At 37.4% G+C, this 18,621-nt stretch carries 13 protein-coding genes; 4 read left to right on the top strand and 9 right to left on the bottom strand.

Features of this window, described 5'->3' with window-relative positions:
• Position 1 precedes the first annotated feature (1 nt).
• Positions 2–1,243 (bottom strand): quaternary amine ABC transporter ATP-binding protein, encoded by a 1,242-nt coding sequence (locus BLQ56_RS19730; protein WP_090858608.1) that lies wholly within the window; start codon positions 1,241–1,243, stop codon positions 2–4.
• A 258-nt stretch (positions 1,244–1,501) separates the two neighbouring features.
• Between BLQ56_RS19730 and BLQ56_RS19725 the strand changes: the two genes are divergently transcribed.
• Positions 1,502–2,044, top strand: coding sequence for a GbsR/MarR family transcriptional regulator (locus BLQ56_RS19725; RefSeq protein WP_090858605.1), 543 nt, complete (start codon positions 1,502–1,504; stop codon positions 2,042–2,044).
• 197 nt (positions 2,045–2,241) lie between these two features.
• Entirely contained in the window at positions 2,242–3,750 is a 1,509-nt protein-coding gene (locus BLQ56_RS19720) for a glycine betaine uptake BCCT transporter (RefSeq protein WP_090858602.1), read from the top strand.
• Between the two features lie 169 nt (positions 3,751–3,919).
• On the opposite strand, the gene betB is transcribed toward BLQ56_RS19720, so the two are convergent.
• The gene (gene betB, locus BLQ56_RS19715) at positions 3,920–5,392 is read right to left on the bottom strand and encodes a betaine-aldehyde dehydrogenase (protein WP_090858600.1); all 1,473 of its coding nucleotides are present in this window, start codon (positions 5,390–5,392) and stop codon (positions 3,920–3,922) included.
• A 285-nt stretch (positions 5,393–5,677) separates the two neighbouring features.
• Between betB and cudC the strand changes: the two genes are divergently transcribed.
• Together cudC and BLQ56_RS19705 are read left to right on the top strand one after the other, a co-directional pair.
• Complete coding sequence (gene cudC, locus BLQ56_RS19710) at positions 5,678–6,229, top strand: choline uptake/conversion transcriptional regulator CudC (RefSeq protein WP_090858597.1); 552 nt, start codon at positions 5,678–5,680, stop codon at positions 6,227–6,229.
• A gap of 164 nt (positions 6,230–6,393) precedes the next feature.
• Complete coding sequence (locus BLQ56_RS19705; protein WP_090858594.1) at positions 6,394–7,281, top strand: glycine betaine ABC transporter substrate-binding protein; 888 nt, start codon at positions 6,394–6,396, stop codon at positions 7,279–7,281.
• Between the two features lie 364 nt (positions 7,282–7,645).
• Here the strand turns inward: BLQ56_RS19705 and betA are convergent, their stop codons facing one another.
• The 7 genes from betA to BLQ56_RS19670 all read right to left on the bottom strand — a co-directional run bounded on the left by betA (position 7,646) and on the right by BLQ56_RS19670 (position 18,600).
• The gene (gene betA / locus BLQ56_RS19700) at positions 7,646–9,331 is read right to left on the bottom strand and encodes a choline dehydrogenase (protein ID WP_090858591.1); all 1,686 of its coding nucleotides are present in this window, start codon (positions 9,329–9,331) and stop codon (positions 7,646–7,648) included.
• A gap of 800 nt (positions 9,332–10,131) precedes the next feature.
• On the bottom strand, positions 10,132–10,581 hold the full coding sequence (locus BLQ56_RS19695; protein WP_090858589.1) for a flavodoxin: 450 nt from the start codon (positions 10,579–10,581) through the stop codon (positions 10,132–10,134).
• 260 nt (positions 10,582–10,841) lie between these two features.
• Positions 10,842–13,445, bottom strand: coding sequence for a calcium-translocating P-type ATPase, PMCA-type (locus BLQ56_RS19690; RefSeq protein ID WP_090858586.1), 2,604 nt, complete (start codon positions 13,443–13,445; stop codon positions 10,842–10,844).
• A 284-nt stretch (positions 13,446–13,729) separates the two neighbouring features.
• Complete coding sequence (locus BLQ56_RS19685) at positions 13,730–15,169, bottom strand: glycoside hydrolase family 1 protein (RefSeq protein WP_090858583.1); 1,440 nt, start codon at positions 15,167–15,169, stop codon at positions 13,730–13,732.
• A gap of 287 nt (positions 15,170–15,456) precedes the next feature.
• Positions 15,457–16,425: a Gfo/Idh/MocA family protein gene (locus tag BLQ56_RS19680; RefSeq protein ID WP_175490395.1), complete on the bottom strand. Its 969-nt coding sequence runs from the start codon at positions 16,423–16,425 to the stop codon at positions 15,457–15,459.
• Positions 16,426–16,550: 125 nt separating this feature from the next.
• Positions 16,551–17,591: a FecCD family ABC transporter permease gene (locus BLQ56_RS19675; protein WP_090858577.1), complete on the bottom strand. Its 1,041-nt coding sequence runs from the start codon at positions 17,589–17,591 to the stop codon at positions 16,551–16,553.
• Positions 17,584–18,600, bottom strand: coding sequence for a FecCD family ABC transporter permease (locus BLQ56_RS19670; protein WP_090858574.1), 1,017 nt, complete (start codon positions 18,598–18,600; stop codon positions 17,584–17,586). Before BLQ56_RS19670 ends, BLQ56_RS19675 begins: the two co-directional genes overlap by 8 nt.
• Positions 18,601–18,621 lie beyond the last annotated feature (21 nt).

Here is an 18,621-nt window from a genome sequence, read left to right as displayed (position 1 = left end):
CTTACATTACCTCCTTAGCTATTTCTGCCTCAGTTTCAGCACTACCATTTATATACTGCTCATTACCCGTAAGAGCTCCAATAACTGCTCCTTTAATGAGAATTCCTTTTAATCGATTATTTTCATCTGTTACTGCAACAGGAATGGTTGCAGATGATACTTTTTCAAATAAATCGATTAGTAAAGTTTCTGTTCCGACCACATTTATTTCCTTATCTAAGAATTCAATTAATGATTTGTTTTCATCTGCTGCTTTTGAAGCATCTTTTGCTGTAATCGCACCGAGAAGCGTCTGCTGTTTATCTACGACATAAATAGACGAAATCCCTAGACCCTTCATTAGCTTAAGGGCTACACGAGGACCCTTATCCACTTGAACGGTTTCTGCACGCTTCATAACATGATGAGCGGTTAACACCTTTGAAAGGTCTACATCTTCTACGAATCTCTCAACATACTCATTTGAAGGATTCATTAATATTTCTTCAGGTGTTCCGATCTGTACGATGTTTCCATCTTTCATAAGTGCAATTCTGTCACCAATGCGTAGGGCTTCATCTAAATCATGGGTGATAAAGACAATCGTTTTTTCCATTGTAGATTGTAATTCTAGCAACTCATCCTGCATATCTTTTCGTATCAACGGATCCAATGCGCTAAAAGCTTCGTCCATTAAAAGAACATCAGGATCATTTGCCAGTGCTCTCGCTAATCCCACACGTTGTTGCATTCCACCACTTAGTTGGCTAGGATACTGGTTTTCATAACCCTTGAGACCTACTAATTCTAATGCTTCTGTTGCCTTTTCATTTCTACTGGCCTTTTCAACGCCCTGAATCTCTAACCCATATTCAGTGTTCTCTAGCACTGTTCTATGTGGAAACAATGCAAACTTTTGAAAGACCATACTAATTTGCTTCCTTCTAACTTCTCTTAACTCTTCCTTGTTCATTTTAACTACGTCTTTACCATCAATAAGAACTTGCCCTAATGTCGGTTCAATCAGACGATTCAGTAATCGAACTAAAGTGGATTTACCACTTCCAGATAAACCCATAATGACGAATATTTCGCCAGACTTCACTTCAAAGGATGCTCGATTAACCCCAACTGTTGAGCCTGTTTCCTTTAAGATTTGGTCCTTGGATTTTCCTTCTTTTATTAACTGTAAAGCCTTCTTTGATGATTTCCCGAATATCTTGGTTACATCATTGACTTTGATTTTTATATAGTTTTCTTCCATTCTTTCACCTCATTTAATTTGGTCGCGCTGGACTGTCTTAATTATAGTCTAATCACTTCTTTTAGTTCAAACAGTATATTCCGTGGTAATCATCTATATAGTACGTACAGAAATAACTGTACGTACTGAGCTGCAAAAATCCTTAGTAATACTCTAATATGCTTCCTTTTCCATAATGAGGGAGCACTTTACATTTCTTCATTGAATATGTAGTCTAGAATTTATATAGTGCTAACTAATATATAGGATGTGAAATAGATGAAAGACATTGAACAATTAGATAGAACCAGATCAATGGTTATTGATTCGATTGCTCAAAATATGAATCTTTATGGAATCACCCCCTCCGCTGGACGATTATACGGCCTCCTCTTTTTTTCAGATAAACCACTTACACTCGATGAGATGAAGGATGAGCTAGGTATGAGTAAAACGAGTATGAGCACTTCGGTTAGAAGCTTACTTGATTTGAATATGGTTGAAAAAGTTTGGGTAAAGGGGGAAAGGAAGGATCTATATACAATCAAAGAAGATTGGTATCAGTGCTTTTTTGATTTCTTCACTATTAAATGGAGAACAGCCATTACGATGAATAGTAGTGCGATGGAAAAATCCATTACAAACTTACAGAAGCTAATTGATGACCCAAATACTTCCGCAGAAATCCGTGATAATGCCTCATTAGATATTAAAAAGCTAGAAGAAAGACTTGACTATTACGATTGGCAAAACAGACTCATCGACAGCTTTGAGACAAAAGAAATTCTAAACTTTGTTCCAGTCGAAAAGAAGAAAGATTAAGAAGGATTTCCATGTCTTATATATATATGGACTCACTTCCTTTAATATGATTATTAAAGAGGAAAAGCATTTCATCTTTATACTTCATTAGCATAAGGGTAGTGAATCTTATAAGGTAATCCATAAGAACCGTCTTTCTTTACAAATAAAAATCAGTAAAATATAATATTTAGTCAAGTACCGAGGAGGACTGAAATGTGAAAAAAATATCTAACGTGTTTTGGATAACACTCGCAATTGTATTCGCAGCAGTTGCTTTTGGTGTCATCTCACCAAACAACTTTGAAAACATCACTGGAAATATACAAGCCTTTATCACTTCTACATTTGGTTGGTATTATCTAATATTAGTAACAATCATCGTCATTTTTTGTATATTTCTTATTTTTAGCCCTGTTGGTTTGATTAAGCTGGGAAAGCCAGATGAGGAGCCTGAATTTTCTAAGGGAACATGGTTTGCCATGCTCTTCAGTGCTGGAATGGGAATCGGACTTGTCTTCTGGGGAGCAGCAGAACCACTTTCTCACTTTTTAGCTCCACCACTTGCCGAAGGTGGGACTGCTGCTGCCAATAAGGAAGCAATGAGATACACATTTTTCCACTGGGGAATTCACGCATGGGCCATCTATGCAATTGTTGCCTTAGCACTAGCTTATTATAAGTTTAGAAAAGATGAACCTGGTCTGATTTCTGCTACTCTTAAGCCTGTATTTGGCAAAAGTATGGAAGGTCCTTTAGGGACAGTTGTCGATGTATTAGCTGTTTTTGCTACTGTTGTTGGTGTTGCAACAACTTTAGGTTTTGGGGCAGCACAAATAAATGGTGGGTTATCTTACCTACTTGGACTACCTAATAATTTCACGGTTCAATTTTTCATTATCGCAGCTGTTACTGTTTTATTTATGATTTCAGCCTGGACTGGATTGGGTAAAGGAATTAAATATTTAAGTAATACGAATATGATCTTAGCAATTTCGCTCTTAGTATTAATGTTCTTTATTGGTCCTTCCATTCTAATTTTAGACATGTTTACCGATTCAATCGGGGGGTACATTCAAAACATTGTAACAATGAGTTTCAGAATTGCACCACTGAATGAAGAGCATCGCTCTTGGATCAATGGTTGGACTATCTTTTATTGGGCATGGTGGATTTCATGGTCACCATTTGTTGGTATTTTCATTGCACGTGTATCACGTGGAAGAACCATTCGAGAATTTTTAATTGGGGTTTTATTATTACCAGCTCTAGTAAGCTTTTTATGGTTCGCAACATTTGGAACCTCTGCCATTGAAACTCAAAATTCTGGTTTCGATTTAACACAGTTTGCTACAGAGGAAGTTTTATTTGCAATCTTCAATCAAATGCCTGGCTCAATTATCTTGTCTATCATAGCCATTGTGCTTATCAGTACATTCTTTATTACTTCCGCCGATTCAGCAACATTCGTTCTTGGAATGCAAACAACCTATGGTTCATTAACACCTCCGAATACAGTAAAGCTGACATGGGGTATTGCACAATCAACGGTCGCATTAATTCTGTTATATAGTGGTGGGCTACAAGCACTCCAAAACGCATTAATTATTGCAGCTTTTCCATTTTCATTTATTATCCTATTTATGATGATATCTCTATATCGTTCATTAACAAAAGAGAAAAAAGAATTAGGGCTTTACTTTAAACAGAAGAAAAAAGGTGTTTAAAAATTATTTCCTTAGTTTGATCATAGTACCATGTAAACAACCTTACCTCTTATGAAGGTAAGGTTGTTTTTTTCGCACAATACATGGATGTACCTCCTCTAGAAAAGAGGCAAAATAAAAGAGGCTTATCAATAGTCTAGGTCACTAATGATAAGCCTCTTTGGACATCTTAAAACCAGTTGATAGGTTCTGGTTTAAGGTTTTGAAATATATGCTTTGTTTCTGTATATTCTTCAATACCTAGTCTTCCTAGTTCGCGTCCAATTCCTGACTGCTTAAAACCACCCCATGGTGCATGTGGGAAGTATAGGTTGAAGTCATTAATCCAAACAGTACCCATGCGCATTTTTGCTACACAACGTTCAGCTTTTACAATATCTTTTGTCCAAACAGCACCAGCAAGGCCGTAAATAGAGTCATTGGCAAGCTTTACTGCTTCCTCTTCTGTACGGAATTTCTCAACCGTCATAACTGGTCCAAAAGCTTCCTCTTGAACAATCAGCATGTCTGCTGTGCAGTCTGTAAAAATAGTTGGAAGATAGAAGAAACCGTTTTGTAACTCTTGATCTTTTGGACGACTACCACCAACTGCTAATGTAGCACCTTCTTTTATACCTTCTTCTACGTACTTTTCTACCTTTGCAAGGTGTTCGGCTGAAATAAGTGGTCCCATTTGTGTATCTTCGTCAAATCCGCTTCCTAGCTTCATTTTTTTTACTCGTTCAACAAGTGCACTAACGAACTCATCGTGAATACTTTCTTCTACAATTAGTCTTGTGCCAGCAGAACAAATTTGTCCTGCGTGGAAGAATACCCCGTTTAACGCTTGGTCAACAGCTGTCTCAAAATCAGCATCAGCAAAGATGATATTAGGGTTTTTCCCACCAAGTTCAAGTGCAAGCTTCTTGACATTAACGCTTGCTGCTTGCATGATTTTCTTCCCTGTTATAAGTCCACCTGTAAAGGAAATAAGATCCACATCAATGTTACTAGCTAGCTCTGCACCAACTGTATGTCCAGCACCAAGCACTAGGTTTGCAACACCAGCAGGTACTCCTGCCTCTTCCATTAGTTCGAATACTTTAATCGTAGTAAGAGGTGTAATTTCACTAGGCTTCATAATTAGTGTGTTACCTGTAGCTAATGCTGGAGCTAACTTCCAAGATGCTTGTAGTAATGGATAATTCCAAGGTGTAATCTGCCCACAAACTCCAACAGGTTCGCGCACTACCCTACTGATAGAGTTCGGCACCGGAGAATTAATCAGTTCCCCACCATCTTTATCAGCAAGGTCTGCATAATAGCGAAATACACCAGCAATATCATCCATGTCTCCACGGCTTTCCTCCACTGTTTTACCAGTATCTAATGATTCCAATTTAGCCAGTTCTTCTTTATCTCTTTCTATTAATTCAGCAATTTTCCTTACGATTGTACCTCGATCAGTGGCTGGGGTAGAAGACCATTCCCCATTATCAAATGCTGCCCTTGCTGCAGCGATTGCTACTTTTGTATCAGATTCATCACCTTCTGGAACAGTCGCTATAACTTCCTGGTTATAAGGATTAATAATATCACGCGTATTACCCGAAATCGCTTCAACCCATATACCATCAATGTATTGTTTTCGTTTTAATTTCATATTTATCAACTCCAGCTTCTTGAGTAAATTAAGTTTGTTAAAAATTTATTTAATATTATAAAAATACTAACACGTCTTTTTAAGACTGTCAAAATAAACACAGCCAAAATTTTTCAAAAGAATAATAGCTTTATAACAGTTGATATAACTGGGTTATTCGCATTTACAACTTGTTAAAATCACTTTTTCCATTTGACATTTAATCTGAACACGGTATCATAAAGTTTATAAAGAATATTAAAAAAATATTTAACCCGCTTTACTTTATATTGGAGGAGCAACTTTATGAGTGATATTACTGAAAGATCCAGAATAAAAATAGAAGAAGCCAAGGATAAAGTCATTGGCGCCATTGCGGAGACGATGGATTTATATGGAGTAACACCTGCTGCTGCAAACTTATATGCGACAATGTACTTTAAAGATCAGATGACTCTTGATGAAATGCGTACAGAGCTCGGAATGAGTAAGCCTAGTATGAGCACTAGTGTCCGTAAACTTCAAGAAATAGAAATGGTGAAAAAAACATTTACGCGGGGGTCTAGGAAACACACATATGTAGCTGAGAAAAACTTCTTCCGTTCCTTTATGGTTTTTTATTGTCAAATGTGGGAACGAGAAGTAAAAATGAATATGGCAGCAATTGAGGAAGCGCAGGAAGATTTTATAAATGTCATTAAAGATTCCACTAGCACAACAGAAATTGTTGCAGAGGCGAAAAAATACTATGATCAATTAGAAGATTCTAAGACTTACTACTACTGGTTGGAAGACTTAGTTGCAAACATAAAAAGTGGAAAAATATTTGAGTTTTTGCCTAAAGATAAGCAAGAATAATTTGAAAGAGCGTTAACCAGGTAGTCGATATAATGTTGAAACTTATCTCTTCTTTATAAGAGATAAGTTAGTTTTATGCCAGTTGTTAAAAATATTCTTAACTTAATTAACGTTATGAATATATTTAAAATAAATTACATAATAACAAAGGGGAGTTTTTTCACATGAACAAATGGGCGAAAAAAGCTAGTTTTATCTTAGTGTTGCTACTAATCGCTATACTTACAGCATGCGGAAGCACTAGTGGGGAGACAAACGGGGAAGAACAAGAGGGAAGTAATAAAGAATTAATGATTGGTCAAATTAACTGGGCTGAAAATATTGCAGTAACGAATATGTGGAAAGCGATTTTAGAAGATAAAGGTTATAATGTAAAGTTAAACGTATTAAACATGGGTGCAACAATGAAGGCTTTAGAAAGTGGCGACCTTGATGCTAGTTTAGAAATATGGTTACCAGTACAAGATGCTATATATTTAGAAAAATTTCAGGACACTGTTACATTCTCTGAATCTACGTGGTTTGATCAGGCAAAAGTAGGACTTATTGTTCCAACCTATTTAGAAGACATTAATAGTGTAGAAGACTTAAATGAACATAAAGAATTGTTTAATAGCGAAATTGTCGGTTTTGATCCTGGGGCAGGTACAATGGAAGTTACTGAACAATTAATCGAAGATTATAATCTTGAATTTGAACTGATAGCCAGCTCAGAACCAGCAATGTTATCTGAGATTGGAAAAGCAGTAGAAAATGAGGTACCGATTGTATCACCACTATGGAGCCCTCATTCGGTATTCGCCAATTATGATTTGAAATTCCTAGAAGATCCGAAAAACACATTTGGTGGTATAGAAAAAATTCACCATGCTACACGACTTGGGTTTGAAGAAGATTACCCAGAAGTGAGCGAATGGTTTAACAACTGGAAGATGGATGAGCAACAAATTGGTCAGCTTATCGACTATGTAGAAAGTGCATCAGACCCTCTAGAGGGAGCAAAGAAATGGATCGAAGAGAATCAAGAATTGGTTGATGAATGGATTAAATAAAGGCATAATAAAGAAGCTAGCCTCTTATTGTTGTAAGGGCTAGCTTTTTTTATTTATATAAAACATTGAAATGGTAGTTACAAGCAGCCGAATACACGTAGACTCCTGCTGGGACCAGTGGCCAAAGTGATACACCAAAGGAGCAATAGCGACGAGGAGGCTCACTGGTCCACCCGCCGGACGCGGAGTGTATTCAGCCTGCGACTTTAAAAGCAACAATCTATACGAAAATAACCTTAGTTAAAAACGAATTCAAAAGGAAATTTGTATAACGAAAAAAGAGAAGGCACTCGTTCATAAGATGTATGCTTTGAGGAGCAAATACATCTTAAAAGAGGCCTTCTCATAGAAAGTATTAATACAATTAAGCTTTTACTGTGCCTGCGTCAGCTGGATGTACTCCATGACGATAGAAGTCGGCATTAATAGGATCAAGTGGTTTACGCCCAAGGATAAGGTCTGAGGCTTTTTCCGCTAACATCAATACCGGTGCATGGATATTACCGTTAGTGACATAAGGCATTGCAGACGCATCTACCACTCTTACGTTTTTAAGTCCATGAACCTTCATCGTTAGCGGATCTACAACCGCCATTGGATCTGAAGCAGGTCCCATCTTTGCTGTGCAACTCGGATGTAGTGCAGTCTCCGCATCCTTCGCCACCCAATCTAAAATCTCCTCGTCTGAATGAACAGAAGGACCAGGTGAGATTTCGCCGGAATTGTAGGGAGCCATTGCTGGCTGAGAAAGAATTTCACGTGAGACTTTTATTGCTTCAATCCATTCACGACGGTCTTGTTCCGTAGAAAGATAGTTAAATACCATACTTGGGTGCTCGGTAGGGTCCGTCGAACGGATTTTCAAGCTACCTCGAGCATCGGAATACATAGGACCAACATGCACCTGGAATCCATGTGCAGTAGGAGCTTTTTTCCCATCGTATCGAACCGCTACCGGAAGGAAATGGAACATCAGGTTAGGATATGCAACTTCCTCGTTCGAACGGACGAAACCTCCGCCTTCGAAATGGTTGGTCGCTGCCGGACCAGTACGGCCGAGTAACCACTGTAAGCCAATCCAAGGCATCTTCAATTTATTAAGATTTGGCTGTTCAGAGACCGGTAACGGACAAGCGTGTTGGATGTAAACTTCAAGATGATCCTGAAGGTTTTCTCCTACACCTGGGAGATGCAATACTGGTTCGATGCCTAGTGAACGCAGGTGTTCTGCATCACCCACACCGGAAAGCTGAAGAAGCTGTGGAGTGTTGATCGCACCACCAGCAAGTATCACTTCACCTGCAGTTACATGATGAGTTTTTCCGTCACGACGATAGGTTAACCCATCCGCCTTAGTACCACTAAAATTAATACGCTCAACAAAAGCACGAGTTTTTACTGTGAGGTTCTCACGCTCCATAGCCGGATGAAGATATGCGCGTGAAGGTCCAAATCGTTGACCTTTGTACACATGTTTATCAAACGGACCAAATCCTTCTTGTCGAAAGCCATTCACATCAGGGGTTCTCGAGTAACCAGCCTCAACAGCTGATTCAAAGAAAGCCTGGAATAGCGGATTTGTAGCTGGACCACGTTCCAATTTCAGAGGCCCATCATGTCCACGAAGTTCATCATCTTGCTCCGAAGCTAAAGCATTCTCCATACGTTTAAAATATGGGAGACAATGCGCAAAATCCCATGTCTCCATACCTGGATCTGCTCCCCAACGTTCATAGTCTAATGGATTACCACGTTGGAAAATCATTCCGTTAATAGATCCTGACCCACCAAGGACCTTCCCACGAGCATGCTTGACACGACGTCCATTCATATATGGTTCAGGGTCAGATTCATATCTCCAGTCGTAAAGTGCCTTCCCTGCTGGGAACGGCAAAGCTGCTGGCATTTGAATCAATAGATCCCATGAAAAATCCTTACGGCCAGCCTCTAAAACAAGAACACTACGTGTCCCATCTGCACTTAGACGGTCGCCGAGTACAGAACCCGCACTACCGCCACCTACAACAACAATATCATATGTTTCATTCATCTTATGTACCTCCTTGGATGTTAAAATGAGTACTACAATAATTCAATATGAGAAGTACTCAATAAATAGTTTATAAAGTAATTAATCTAGTTTAATAGGTTCTGATTGGATTGGCCCATAGTTTTCATTGATAAATATATACTTCAAATCTATGAGTCTTATGTCTATACCAAGTCCAACGCAAACTCCGCTGATGTCCGTCCATTGTGTAAAAAGAGGCTCTCCCTATTTACCGCTGGAACATTTCAGTTGCGATTATTAACTTTGTTAAATTTTTATTTAACGTTCTTAATATTTTAAATATAACACATTGGTTTTTTTTTGTAAATAAGGTCTAATTTATTTTTAACTTTTTTCAAGATCCTCTCACTCAATCAAAAAAAGACTTCTCAAAAGTTTACTTAACCTTCGAGAAGCCTCTAATACTTAGAACAGCTGTTTCATCTAACTTTTTTACATTTCAATTTTTTTATCATACCCTTTGTAAATTCCATTGATTCATAAAGTCCTGCCACTATATAATCCTCTCTATCATTAACTATTCTCCACCCATGTCCTTTAATATAGTTACATGGAATAACTTCCTTGTTCTTTATACAAACCTTGGAAATGGTACTGAATCCATGTTGATTTTGTGTAGAAGTGGAGTAGACATAACCTTCACTTGCATTCAAATCTAAAAAACTTTGATTCTCATATAGTACACGTTTCCCATGTTAGATTATCAAATGAAGGGGTTAATTACTACTACCCTGCTCTGACTTAGTAACTGCCGTTGCGCTCATTAGTTTCTTCACTATTTAGTCTCCAATTTTACTGGCAAAATTCACAGCAAAATCTACACAATGATCGATTTCTTCTTGTGTCTCTGGTGTTAACTCTACCTTAAGTCCATCCTGAATCAATTCAGCATTACATTCTTTTAATCTCTCTTCTAATAAATCAACTGCAGCACAAAATTTTGGATATGCATGGTCACCTGAACCAAAGACAGCTGCCTTTTTTCCTGTCAAATCCAAGGTTAAAAGGTCCTCATAAAAATCATCAGTCTCATATGGGAGGTCCCCATCTCCCCATGTGTAAGATCCAATTAAAATACCATCATAATCAAGAAGATCATTCACATCCATTTGTTCAATTTCCAACACTTCTATTTCATGTTCAAACGGTACAATACTTTCCTTCAATAAATCTGCAATCTCCTCCGTATTTCCAGACATGCTTGCATAAGCGATCACAATTTTAGCCATATAGCCCCTCCATTAATAATGATAATCATTCTCATATGTTACTATATCAATAATGATAATCATTTTCAATTAGTATTTTTAATTTTTTGAAAAAGTTTTGGTTCTAAACCCTCACACATTAGTTAAAGAAGCAGCTAGAAAGTTTCTCGCCATTCAACTTTAGAAAATAAAACTAGAGGCTCCTCAAAAGTTTTAACAACTAATGAGAAGCCTCAAATTATTATTTATTTAACCTTTACAGATTTTACGGTAATACTCATTCATCCACTTGACACAAGCACTCTGTAAAGCTGGATTACTACCAGTGGAGTACAAGAAAGCAGATAAATGGTACCAAATTGTGCAGCATTTAAACTAGCCACTTCAAACACACCCATCAGTGGTGGTAAAAGTAAAACTACATGTAGCAATATGATTCCAAGTATCACCGCGTACCAAAGGTATTTATTGGTGAATATTCCAATTTTAAAGAGGGATTGGCTGCTTCTAGAGTTGAAGCCATGAAATAATCTAGCTAAGCATAATGTAGCAAAGGCCATTGTACTTGCAACCATCGCATCTCCTGTCGATAAGCCAATGTGAAATGCGATTAAAGTTGATATGGCAATGATCACACCCTCTGCAGTCACTCGTTTCGCAAAAGATTTATTCAGAAGAGGGACATTAATATCTCTAGGCCTTTCCTTCATAATGGTTTTATTGTGTGGCTCAAGACCAATTGCTATAGCTGGTAAGCTATCGGTAAGAAGGTTAATAAAGAGTAAATGTACTGCTGCGAATGGAACTGGTAAACCTAATAAGGATGCGTAAATAACAGATAAAACTCCTCCAGTATTTCCGGCTAGTAAAAACTTAATGGAGTTTTGAATGTTTGCATAAATGCTTCTACCATTTGAAATGGCTTTGACAATGGTAGAAAAATTATCATCCGTTAAAACCATTGACGATGCTTCTTTTGCCACCTCTGTCCCTGTTATGCCCATTGCAATACCAATGTCAGACTGCTTTAAAGCAGGTCCATCATTTACTCCATCACCTGTCATTGCAACAACATTACCTTTTTCCTGCCAAGCTCTTACAATCCTAATTTTATGTTCTGGAGACACCCTTGCATAGACGGAGATATCAGCAACCTTTTCTTTAAGCTCATCATCACTCCACTTTTCAATTTCAGAACCCTCTACTGCTTCTGAATCTTCTTTTAGGATACCGATCTGCTTAGCAATAGCAGATGCTGTAATTTTATGGTCTCCAGTAATCATAACCGGCTTAATACCCGCTCCAATACAAGCAGCAACAGCGCCTGCTGATTCCTCTCTTGGAGGATCCATCATTGAAGCTAACCCTACAAACGTTAAGTCCTTCTCATCTTCAAAACTAATTGTTCTACCTTCTTGGACTTCTTTATAAGCAAAACCAAGAACCCTTAGACCACTCATTGAAAAATCCTTATTAACCTTTTCTATTTCTTCTTTATGCTTTTCAGTAAATGCTACTATTCCATCAGTGGTTTCTATCTTCGTGACTCGTGATAATAAGACATCCAGTGCACCTTTTGTAAACAAGAGATTTTTATCTTCATAATGGTTAAGTGTACTCATCATTTTTCGATCTGAGTCGAAAGGCAATTCCTTAATTCTCGGGTATTCTTCCCTTAATATAAGTTCATCTAATTCATATTTTTCACCAAGGTCAACCAATGCAATCTCAGTTGGGTCCCCAATCTCTTTTTTATCAATCGTAACCGAATCATTACATAATAAAGACATGTATAAAATTCTTTTTTCAATCGGATTATCTAACTGTAATTGGTCTTGATCAATTACCTTTTGATTTACATATACATGTTGAACTGTCATCTTGTTTTGAGTTAATGTACCTGTTTTATCAGAACAAATAACCGATATACTTCCTAAGCTTTCTACAGCATGAAGTTTTCGAACAATCGCATTTTCGTGTGCCATCTTCTTAGTTCCAAAAGCCAAAACAATGGTGACAATCGAGCTTAACGCTTCAGGAATAGCAGCAACTGCAAGTGCTACTGCAAACATAAACGAATCTGCAATATCATATCCTCTTATAATATCTAATACGAAAAGAAGAATCGCGATAACAATGATAATAACTGCAAGTCTCTTTCCAAATTGATCAAGACTTGCTTGAAGCGGTGTTTTCTTCTCCTTAGCCGAATCCAATAAATTGGCAATTTTTCCAATCTCCGTATTCATCCCAGTGTTTGTCACAACAACAACACCACGTCCATATGTAACAAAACTACCAGAAAAAACCATATTTATCTTATCACCAATTGAGACATCCTTCTCAGCTATTGGATCAACACTTTTCTCGACACTTAATGACTCACCCGTTAATGAGCTTTCATTTATTTGCAAACTATGGTTTTCAATAATTCTCCCATCCGCACTTATAAAATCTCCTGCATCAAGAAAAAGAATATCACCAACTAGTACTTCCCTAGAAGGAATTTCAACCTTTTGTCCATTTCTTAGAACCTTAGCGGTTGGCGAGGAAAGAGCCTTTAAACTATTTAAACTTTGCTCTGCCTTTAGATGCTGAACCGTTCCTAAGATGGCATTTATGATAACCACTACCAAGATCACAATTGTACTTTCAAATTTCCCTAAAAAAGCTGAAATGACCGCAGCAGCAATTAAAATAATGACTAAGAAGTCCTTAAATTGTTCAAAGAAAACTTCTGTTGCGGTTTTTCTTTTCCCTTCAGCCAATTCATTATATCCATATTGTTCACGGCGTTTTTCAACCTCTTCGGATACCAGACCCTTTTCATTAACATTAAGTTCATCTAACACTTCTTTTGATGTTTTCATAAAAAAGTCGCTCATTAGGTAATCCCTCCTTTAGAAATATGCTTACACACAATAAATGGTAAATTTAACTAATTATATCACTGTATTACATGAATAAATGTGTCATTCCTTTGTGATTTTTAGCATCCTCTTTTGTTATACCCGTTATAGCAGTGTAATATCCTTCATAGATATGCGTTAATCCCTAGAGTAGCTCACTTTAAAGTATAGTTTTAGAATCAATTTGATTTATAATAAATAGGAAACACAAAAACCTCTCGGAGATTCCGAGAGGCTACCCTAAAACAGTGTTTTATCGATTAGAGATTATCTCCATTAGAGCTGATTACATCTTTGTACCAATAAAAAGATTTCTTTCTCTTTCTTTCTAACGTTCCACTTCCATCATCATGCTTATCAACATAGATGAAGCCATATCGCTTTGAATATTCTCCTGTTGAGGCACTCACTAAGTCAATACAACCCCATGATGTATATCCGATTAGGTTAACACCATCTTCAATTGCTTCACCCATCGCTTTAATATGGTCACGCAAATAGTCAATACGATAATCATCGTTAATACTTCCATCTTCTTCAACCTTATCGTAAGCACCTAGACCATTTTCAACAACCATTAGAGGTTTTTGATATCGACCGTGCAACTCATTTAGTCCAATGCGAAGACCTGTTGGATCAATCTCCCAACCCCAATCACTTGCTTTAAGAAATGGGTTTTTCACACCGCCAATAAGATTTCCTGCACCAGCTTCTTCTGGTGTTTTTTCTTTCTTTTCTGTTCTCGACATATAGTAACTAATTGAAATAAAATCAACTGTTCCTTCTTTGATTGTTTCTAAATCACCTTGTTGTATATCAATTTCAATGTTATTTTCTTTAAAGTATCTGTTAATGAAGGTTGGATACTCTCCTCTAACCTGCACATCTCCACAGAAGAAATTAAATAAATTTCCTTCCTCTAAAGCGTACATCACGTTTTCTGGATTTGCGTCATAGGAATATGTCGGTGCGTAAAGTAACATACACCCGATTTGGGATTCAGGAATGATTTTATGTCCAAGCTTTACAGCAATTGCACTTGCCACAAACTGATGGTGAAGTCCTTGGAAGCTTTCCTGTAATCGTGTTTCTTCACTTGTTGCTGAAAACCCAAGCCCAAACAGCGGGAAGTGTGTAGCACCATTAATTTCATTAAACGTTAACCAGTATTTTACTTTGTCTTTATAACGATCGAAGATCACTGTTACATAACGCTCAAAGAATTCAATCAGCTTTCTGTTTTTCCATCCGCCATATTCTTTAATCAAATGTAATGGTGTTTCATAGTGTGCGATGGTTACTAAAGGCTCAATTCCATATTTATGTAATTCATCAAAAACATTCTCATAAAATGCTAAACCTTCTTCATTCGGTTCAAGTTCATCTCCATTTGGAAAAATACGACTCCAAGCAATACTCATACGATATACTTTGAAGCCCATTTCTGCAAACAAAGCAATATCCTCTTTATAACGATGATAAAAATCAATCGCTTCATGATTTGGATAAGAATATTTATCTGTATCCATTTCAAAATCAAATCCAGGCTGTGATAATACACTTAATCGTACTTTCCCACCAGGTAAAACGTCAGCAAGGTTAAGACCTTTGCCTCCTTCAAGAGATGCTCCCTCTAATTGATTGGCAGCTGTTGCGCCTCCCCACAGAAAATCCTTCGGAAATTTGGTTTCTTTCGTCATATTATTACCTCCACTATATTTGCTTAAGATCTCTCTTTCAGAAATCTGTATTAGTTTGTAGACTTTTTCAAAAATTAATTACAAATCTTATTATATAGATAAAAAGCGCATTCGAGATAATCCAGAGATCGATAGATTTGTGTTTCACTGAAAGACATTTGTTTCTTACATGTTACACTGCGTTTCTCTTTTGTAGTCTACCCTCAGCGCTAGCAAGAAAAGAAAAGAAGCTTCTCATAAGTTTGATTCAACTTATGACAAGCTTCCAAAAATTTTACCAAGATTTCTTAGACTCTATCATTTTCATAATAGACATCAAATTGCTTTCGACACTCGTCCATGATTTCCATGATTTCTAGACTATCTTTATGCTGTACCTCTTCACTTTCTAATTTTCCTTGCCTAATATCCAGGGCTACCTTATTAAATTGATAGGTATAACTACTACGTTCTGTTTTATGAACAAACTTTTTTCCATTTGATGTTATAACTGCTTTGTTACCTGAAAAGAAATTAGGCACCTTGATTTTCCCCTTAGTTCCTATTATATTTGCCTGGATACTTCTATATTTAAAGATGGAAGTTGAGATACTACTTACTGAACCATTTTGATTCATTAGTTTAATTTTATCATCACCATCCACACCAAATTTATTTAATTTCGTTTTGGCATCTATAGCTGATGGCTTTCCTAACAACATATGACTATAGGTTATAGGATAAACTCCTAAATCAAGTAAGGCTCCTCCTCCTAACTCAGGTCTATTAACTCTTTTTCTTATTGGAGACCAAACAGAAAAATCAGCATCCATCTCTAAAATATCACCTATATGACCCTCTTTTACATAATCGTTTATATATTTAGCTAATGGATTGAATTTCGTCCACATAGCTTCCCCTATATACAAGTTGTGTTTTGTTCCATATTCTAATAGCATCTTTAATTCTGTTGCATTTACTGTTATTGTTTTTTCTATTAAGACTGGCTTTTTGCATTTTAATGCTAGCAATGCATTGTTAAAATGCGCAGTGTGTGGTGTCGCTATGTAAACTCCTTCTACCCCTTGAGCTTGTATCGCATCTTCCATCTTTTCAAATGCTAAACAATTATATTTTTTAGCAAATTTATCTGCGTTTTCTTTTCGATTAGACCAGACTGATATGATCTTATGGTCACCTGTGGAAAGTATTTGATTAGCGGTTTTTTGTGCGATACTTCCACTTCCAACATATGCCCATCCAAATCGTTTAGCCAAGTTATATCGCCCCCTTTTTTCCGTAACACACTTTCTTAACTCCTGTGATATAACTAAAGTATAGCCCACCTCCTTGAATACAAGAAGTAGACTATACTTTAGATAGAGATTTTCACATGATCACTTTACATATTTCTATTTCTATATAGTAAGTAAATAAAGAACGGTGCTCCAATCCCAGCAGTAAATACGCCAGCTGGAATATCAAGTGGTAAAAAGACGGTCCGTGCGATAATATCCGCGATTGAAACAATCATTCCTCCAATTAAGGTTGAAAGTAAAACAAGTGCTGCAAAGGAACGGCCAATTAGCATTCTTGCAATGTGTGGGGCTACTAACCCAACGAAGCCGATCCCTCCTGCAAAAGCCACAGCTGAACCTGCTAGAGCTACACTAATTAAAAGTAAAAGAAATCGATAATACTGAACTCTAATTCCTAATCCAATCCCAACGTCGTCCCCTAATTCCTTCGCATTTACCACCCTTGAAAATAATAGAGTCAATGGTATGAAGATCAAAATCCAAGGTAACATGGAATATACATTCTGCCAATTCGCGCCATAGACACTCCCTGTTAACCATAGATACGCCTTTGTAGTAACAGTCGTTTCACTAATAACGAGCATCATAGTTATAAACGCATTCATTGCTGCTGAAATTCCGATTCCAATTAAAACAAGACGAATCGGTGTAACCCCTTTTTTCCAAGACAACAAGTAGATTAAGATGGATACGATGCCAGCTCCTAAAATAGCTGCTAAAGGTAGCCATTGTAAACTCATTGCTCCCATAAAATAGACAATAAAGATAATCGCCCCAACAGATGCACCACCGGTAATCCCAATAATGTCTGGAGAGGCCAAAGGGTTTCGAATGATTCCTTGTAAGATTAGCCCAGAAACTCCAAGTGCAGCTCCTACCATAAAAGCGAGCAATGTTCTCGGTAGTCTCAGCGTATGAAGAATAAATGCATGCTCCTCACTTCCATAGCCAACTAAGTATTTGATCACAGATAGTGGATGGATGAAACTGCTCCCTACCGATAAGCTCAGCAGGACAACGGAAAAGGATAGCAAAAGCAAAAGGGAAAAAACAAACAATGTTTTGTTATAAATTTGAAAGGAAATAGAGCCAGATTTATTTCGTATCGTGATAAATTTACTCATCTTTTGTAAGCCCCTTACGTGCAATATAGATAAAGAAAGGTGTTCCTAAAAGAGCAGTCATTACACCGATTGGCATTTCTTGCGGCATAATTACAAACCTTGCAGCAATATCTGCAAGCAGTAAAAGACTTGCTCCACCTAATGCACTAAAAGGAAGAACCCATCTATAATCTGTTCCAACAATTCCGCGAATCATATGAGGAACAATTAAACCAATAAATCCGATCGACCCTGCAACCGCCACCGCCCCTCCAGCCAAGAAAACAATGGCAATCCCCATCATGAATTTGAGAAGTAAGGTGCGTTGCCCTAAGCTTTTTGCCACATCCTCACCAGACATCAAAATGTTGATTTGCCTTCCTAAGAATAAAGTCATAACAGCAGCACCAATCATAAAGGGAAGCACGGGCAGTAACATATCCATACTTCGTCCTGCAACTGAACCTGCCAACCAAAATAGTACACTTTGAATATTTTGCTCATCTATTACCAACATTCCTTGTGTAAAAGAAACAAATAAAGCGGTAATGGCTGCACCCGCTAATACTATTTTGATTGGCGAGAGCCCGTCCCTCCCAAACGACCCTAAGAAATAGACGAGAACACCTGCAATACTTGCACCTAAAAAAGCAATCCACATATAACTAACTAACGAATCCACATTGAAAAAAGTAGCAGCTGCAACGATAAAAAACAATGCACCCGCATTGATCCCAAAAATATCTGGTGCTGCAAGTGGATTTTTTGTTAAGGCTTGCATTAGTGCACCTGCAATAGCCAAACCCGCACCTATTACAGCAGCAATCACCGCTCTGGATAGTCTTGATGTTGTAATAATCACGTGCTCCGTTACCGCCTCATCATATGAAAAAAATGCATCAATGACAGTTTGAAAGGGGATTGGCGTTTTACCGAGCGAAATACTAAGGATAAAGGATAGTCCTACGATGAAAAAGCCTATTAACAGGCCTGCTATTTTATATGGTGTTCGCCTTAATAGATGATTCATTGAGATTTCCTCTTTCGTATG

Origin of the sequence: Litchfieldia salsa (assembly GCF_900104555.1) — a bacterium.
GTDB lineage: Bacteria > Bacillota > Bacilli > Bacillales > Bacillaceae_L > Litchfieldia > Litchfieldia salsa.
The sequence above is the reverse complement of the archived record's forward strand: the minus strand, read 5'-3'. Positions and strand labels throughout refer to the sequence as shown.

Coding starts and splice junctions, on each gene's coding strand:
- BLQ56_RS19730 (WP_090858608.1), bottom strand. CDS start 1,243: ATGGAAGAAAACTATATAAAAATCAAAGTCAATGATGTAACCAAGATA.
- BLQ56_RS19725 (WP_090858605.1), top strand. CDS start 1,502: ATGAAAGACATTGAACAATTAGATAGAACCAGATCAATGGTTATTGAT.
- betB (WP_090858600.1), bottom strand. CDS start 5,392: ATGAAATTAAAACGAAAACAATACATTGATGGTATATGGGTTGAAGCG.
- cudC (WP_090858597.1), top strand. CDS start 5,678: ATGAGTGATATTACTGAAAGATCCAGAATAAAAATAGAAGAAGCCAAG.
- BLQ56_RS19705 (WP_090858594.1), top strand. CDS start 6,394: ATGAACAAATGGGCGAAAAAAGCTAGTTTTATCTTAGTGTTGCTACTA.
- betA (WP_090858591.1), bottom strand. CDS start 9,331: ATGAATGAAACATATGATATTGTTGTTGTAGGTGGCGGTAGTGCGGGT.
- BLQ56_RS19695 (WP_090858589.1), bottom strand. CDS start 10,581: ATGGCTAAAATTGTGATCGCTTATGCAAGCATGTCTGGAAATACGGAG.
- BLQ56_RS19690 (WP_090858586.1), bottom strand. CDS start 13,445: ATGAGCGACTTTTTTATGAAAACATCAAAAGAAGTGTTAGATGAACTT.
- BLQ56_RS19685 (WP_090858583.1), bottom strand. CDS start 15,169: ATGACGAAAGAAACCAAATTTCCGAAGGATTTTCTGTGGGGAGGCGCA.
- BLQ56_RS19675 (WP_090858577.1), bottom strand. CDS start 17,591: ATGAGTAAATTTATCACGATACGAAATAAATCTGGCTCTATTTCCTTT.
- BLQ56_RS19670 (WP_090858574.1), bottom strand. CDS start 18,600: ATGAATCATCTATTAAGGCGAACACCATATAAAATAGCAGGCCTGTTA.